The sequence below is a fragment of the Lutibacter sp. genome (genome assembly GCF_041562875.1).
Taxonomy (GTDB): domain Bacteria; phylum Bacteroidota; class Bacteroidia; order Flavobacteriales; family Flavobacteriaceae; genus Lutibacter.
Genome location: NZ_JBFFOE010000125.1, coordinates 1 through 6087, shown reverse-complemented (window position 1 = coordinate 6087; position 6087 = coordinate 1). Strand labels below are relative to the sequence as shown.

2 protein-coding genes are annotated in these 6087 nt (G+C 32.8%); both read right to left on the bottom strand.

What is annotated here, in order from left to right; genetic code table 11:
- Positions 1 to 1709: hypothetical protein (locus ABY863_RS12300; RefSeq protein ID WP_372795264.1), on the bottom strand; the 1709-nt coding region annotated here is incomplete at its 3' end.
- 186 nt (positions 1710 to 1895) lie between these two features.
- Positions 1896 to 6087, bottom strand: a 4192-nt coding sequence (locus ABY863_RS12295) for a reprolysin-like metallopeptidase (protein ID WP_372795262.1), incomplete at its 5' end; no start/stop codon positions are given.

Genomic DNA, 6087 nt, shown 5'->3' with positions numbered 1-6087 from the left:
CCAATTGATAAATCATCACATTTTTCTAAAATTGTGATAGTTGAAGGTGGGTTTGGAGTTTCAAAAATATGAACATCAACAGCCAATCTTGTTGGGCTTTCACATCCATTTACAGTTTGTGAAGCATAATAAGTTGTATTGTTTATTAAAAAATCAGCATTACTTAAAGGTGTTCCTCCAGCTAGTGAGTTATACCATAAAATTGCAGTTCCAGTAATTACTAATTCATTTAAAGTAGCGTTTTCAATATCGCAAAATTCTTGTGTACTTATACCTGTTGGCTCTGTGGTATACTGAACATTTAAAACAACTGGAGTTCTGGTTAAAGTTGTGCAACCATTTTCAGTAGCGTCTACATAAAAAGTTGTTGTATTAATTACTGAAGGAGTGTAATTATTCCCAGTAGCAATTGGTAATCCACCAGTTAAAGTTGTGTACCAATTAATTATTCCTGCAGAAGCAGAAGCTAGTAACGTTCCAGAACCTGCTCCACATATTTTAGTGTCAGTTGTTGACGTAATTTCTGGAATAGAATAGATTGTTGCGATTATTGGTGTTCTTTGACCCTCTAAACAAACACCAGCAGACACGTAATAAGTTGTGGTTGTAGTTATTAATGGTGTGGTAAAATTTAAACCGGATCCTATTGGTGTTGTAGTTATTAAAGAATCAAACCATAAAACTGTTTCACCTAATGTTGTTGTAGCAGACAGAAAAACTGAACCCTCACCACAATTTGAACCTGATGCTATTGTTCCGATTGAGTCAACAGTAATTTTTGTACTTGCTGAAATATTTAAAATTGGATCACCTGGCATTCCACCATATTCAACAATGTAGCCTTTAGGTTGGTAATTTCCAGATGCAGCTCCATTATTACTTAAATCATTCCAAGAACCTGGAACGCCAACGCCAGGCGCTGTAACATGAGCATAATCTTCGTCACCCGTTTGGTTTGGTTCACCAGTATTCCAAAATGAAAAAATGCCCAATGGGCTTGATCCATTAGATAAACCATTCCAAAAAACCATTCCATTTTCTGGTGCAGGTCCTGTAACCCATTTCCAAACACCTTCGGTTGTAGCATCACTACCTCCAATCCATCCAGCTCCAGCAGCTTGTTCTCCAGAAAGCTGCGCTTCTTCAATAGAAGTAATAGTTGCTAAATAACCTTGTAACCCGTAATAATCTTTTCCTTCAGCTGCTGTTTTTGCAGCTGTCCAAGTAATCCCAATGTTTTCTATATATTCATAATAATGACCAGTAGATGGTAAATAATTTGCTTCATCAATAGTAAATGAAAAATGTTTTTCCCCAGATATTAAATTTGAATTACTTTCAAAAACAACTTCTTTAACTGCATTTAAAAGGTCTATATAATTTGAAACTGCTGTTGGTAATTTTAGTGTTAATTTTCCTTGAGAAGAATTCCAAGAGCTAGTTATATTTGGATTTGATCCTAAATATTTTAATTCATCTTCACCTTGAATGTATCCTGTTGAAATTTGAATAAAAATAGCTTCAATAGGTGTGTTGTCAATATCAACAATATTAAAATCTGTAGCAATATGTAGTTGAGTTAGTGGACAATAAATTTGATTACCAGTTGCTGTAATAGTTGGAGGTAAATTTGTTTGAGACCAACTATTATCATAAAGAAACACTAGGAATATGACAACAAAAAAAGTAGTATATTTTTTAAAAAGCATTAAAAGTCAATTGTTTTTACGATGCAAAAATAGGTAATATTAATATCAGCACTTATATTTAATGTATAATTAAATGGTTTCATCTATTGGATATGGTAATTAAAAACAAAAATGAGATTGTGCTTATTCAGTACAATCTCATTTTATTAAAAAAATTGTTCAATAAAGTATTAATTTAAAACTACATTAATTACTTTTTAAAACTTTTAATATAACTGGTTTTTCTAAATATATTTTAGCAAAATATAATCCTGTCGGTTTTTCTTCAATATTTAATTGAACTTTTCCATTTACAATTGGATATTTTTTTGCTGAAATCAACTGTAAATGTATGGTGTACAATTCAATAGTTACTTCTTTTTGCAAAACTGGCAAAGTGATATTAAAAACACCATTAGTAGGATTTGGATATGCTATTATTTCATTCAACAACTCAACTGTTTTTGAGAAGACTCCTTCACAAGATTTAGCTGTTTTTACTTCAATTAAATCTCCATGTTTTATAGCGACATTAAATAGTGGAGAACTTGTTGTAAAACTCTTTTCTCCATTCACATAAATAGTATAAGGAGCAGTTCCTGTTTTAATATTTATAGAAGCTTTGTTAAATACTATAGTTGCATCTGCTACAATTATTTCACCTGCAATCACCTCTACATCAAAACATTGTACAAATGTTTCACCTATAACAGAAATACAAACCGTATAAATTGCTGGGGGTAAATCTGTAGCTAAAACACCATTCGTATTGTTAAAGGTATAATTAATACCATTAATTGTTGTTGTATACGTATAAGATGCTGCTGCAGAAATTGAAATTTGTCCGTTATTTTTATTTGGACACGTTTCACTGGTAACTTCTATACTAAAATTATTTGGCAGTAAGGTAAAACAACCTGAGGTATCTACCATTGCACCTGCTGTTGTTCCAGAACAAAGGTCAACTGCATTGTCAACCCCATCATTATCTTCATCTCCAGTTGGTGTTGTATCACAAACATCACCTACACCATCACCGTCAGCATCTGCTTGATCTATGTTTGCTATAGTTGGGCAATTATCACAGCCATCAGAAATTCCATCACCATCTGTATCTATTGAGTCATCTGAACCAGGACAAACATCACAGCCATCAGGAACTCCATCACCATCTGTATCTATGGTATCATCAAATCCTATACAAGCATCACAAACATTTCCTACACCATCACCATCATCATCTGCTTGATCTATGTTTGCTGTAGTAGGGCAATTATCACAGCCATCAGGAACTCCATCACCATCTGTATCTATGGTATCATCTGAACCAGGACAAACATCACATCCATCAGGAACTCCATCACCATCTGTATCTATGGTATCATCAAATCCTATACAAGCATCACAAACATTTCCTACACCATCACCATCAGCATCCGCCTGACCTGGATTTGCAGTATCTGGACAATTATCAACTGTATTTATAATACCATCATTGTCATTATCTCTATCAATACCACATATTTCAATACTCCAATTATTAATTGTACCAATGTCTACAGCACCACCATCAACAACTTTTAAAGTCCAATTACCAATAGATGCTTCGTTATTAAAATTAGATAAACTTTCTTGAGGTAAAAACATTCCTGTATACGGGGCTACTGATGTATTAATTGAATTTACAGCATCATCATCAAAAATAGTATTTGTATAATTATCTCCATCATCCTCTCTACTGGCTACTAATATTACTGAAGTTCCTTTTGGGCTTATTAAAGTTAGCGTCAAATCTCCAATCCAAGGATGTGTAATATTTACTGTAACATTTACATCTGTAATTGTTTTGTCATCTGTTACATTAAGTATTGAACTTGCGCCTGTAAAATTATTATCAGGTATTCCTAAAGGTGTATCTGTTGAAACATAAGAACCACATGTTACGTTTGCAGTAGTAAAATTATAAATATTTGAAAAACCACTTTCTCCACAATTATTTTTTGATTTAACTCTCCAAAAATATTTAGTGTTATATTCTGATAAAAGAGGACTGTAGGAATTAGTGTTTACAGTAGCTGCTTCAATAATAGTTGAAAAAGTATTATCTGTTGAAATTTCCACATCATAACTCAACGCATTAACATCATTATTCCAGTTTAATGTAAATGGTTTTAAAATACCTATTGCATTATTTAGAGGATAAATTAATGTTGGAAGATTAATAATTGAAGAATAAACGTCTAAATTTACGACTGTTGTTTTTGTTGTAGAAGTAGAATTTCCAATAACAGAAATAGTATATTTCCCAACATCGTTATTCAAAATTCCACTAACTGTCATTTCAACAGTTGTATTATTTACTGTTGCAGTATTTGGAACAAAACTAATAGTTGTACCTGCTGGATTTCCAGTTGCGGAGAAAGTTGTAGTTTCATTAAATCCTAAAAATGTATTATAAGTGAAGTTATAAATAACACTGCTTGGACTACAAGTTTCTTCACTATATGATGAAAAATTCATAATGAATTCTGAAGTTTTTACTGTTATAGTACCAGCATTCATAGCGTAAAATACATTTCCTACACTTTCTATTTTTATTCTTCCTGAAGTAGTTGCGTTATTTGGAACAACTATTTCATAAGATCCATTATTAGCTACATTTGAAGCTAAGGTAATTGGATATGTTAACCCGTTATCTTCAGAAAGTAAAATGTTTACAAACGAACAACTTATGGGCGAAATATTTGTGTTTGCAACATCCCAAGTTACTGTTTGGGCCGTTCCCGCATCCCAATTAACAGCTATAGCTTGTGAAGTAATTTTAAAAGGTCCAGAAGTTCCATCAACAGTTATTTTGTTCTCACCACTAGTAGATTGACCGGCATTCACATGATTATCTCTAACCGTTACACCAAATTTCATGGTTCTTGCTACTGAAGGTAAAACCTCCCAAGTAGTTGATAAGTTTCCTGCAATAACAGTGCTTTGTGCTGGAAAATATCTCATTGAAGAACTTGTTGGCGAAATAGATCTAAAAGCAGGGCCGCCTGTAGCTGTAGATACCAATGGGTGTGGTGTAATTTCAGTATCTAATTGTTCCCAAGTATATGTTAAATTATCTCCATCAATATCTGATGCGCTTGCATTCAAAATAAAAGGTGTTGAGATTGGAATTATATAATTAGATAAAGCATCTAAAATAGGTGCAGTATTACTTGCCGAGGTTTGTGCGCCACAAGTGCTATTTCCTATAGAAATATTAGTCCACATTTCTCTAATGCTCACTAAATGAAAATATGCATCACTAAAATTTTGAACATTGTCAGGGGAACAAAGCCCAGCATACGCCATAATAGTTGAACCGCTACCTGGTTCTACAGCCGTTCCATTATTTCTGTTACCTCCACCGCATCCACCAGCATCAGTGTTAAAAGTATGATTAGCACCATATTGATGACCCATTTCATGGGCTACATAATCAATAGCATAAGGATCTCCTATAGGGCTATTTAAACCTGTAATTCCTCTTGCTTTACTTGAAGTACATGGGGATCTTAATTGTGCTAAACCACCACCACCAGTACTAAAAGTATGTCCAATATCGTAATTTGCTGAGCCAATAATATTATCAATAACTGTCTGGCTTTCATTAATTAAAATACTTCCATCATTATTTGTGAAATTATCTGTTAATGGGTCTAAAAATATAATATTGGTATTATTAGCAACCAATATCATTGTTAATGCTACATCTCTTTCATAAACACCATTAACCCTTGTGATTATAGCCGCAATAGCAGAAAGTACAGCTGTTTTTTTTACCGCATCTGTTGCTGTAGGACTTATTCCTTGATTATTTAAATGAAATTGAGAATACTCACCTGTTGTAGCAATTGCTAATCTAAAAGTTCTTAAAATTCCATCATTTGCATTATCAGTTTTTGCAACTATATTTGAAGATTCAATATTTGTAGATTTTGAAAATTCTTCAACTTTACATTCAAATTGTTCCGAAGCTGGTAAACTTTTCTTTGTATACGCTATATACGTTTCTTTATCAAGTGTATAAGGGTCAATATAAAGCATCTCGCCAGATTTTTGAGAAATCATAGCGTGCAGTCCTAATGAAGTTACACTAAATCTAACTATGGAATTTGGATTATCAATACCTTTTCCCACATACGATTTTATAGTTGGATATTTTTTTTGAAGACCTTCTTCCATAATTGGAGCTTCAAAAACCTGGTACTTTTCTAATTCTCCATTTTCAGTTGGAAAGGTTAAAACTAGATTAGATGTTGTTAGTTTCCCTTTTCTTGCGGGTGCATTAACTAAATTAGTTTTAAGAGAATTTAAATTTAATTCAAATACATTAAAATGTGTTGGAATGGATTTTCTT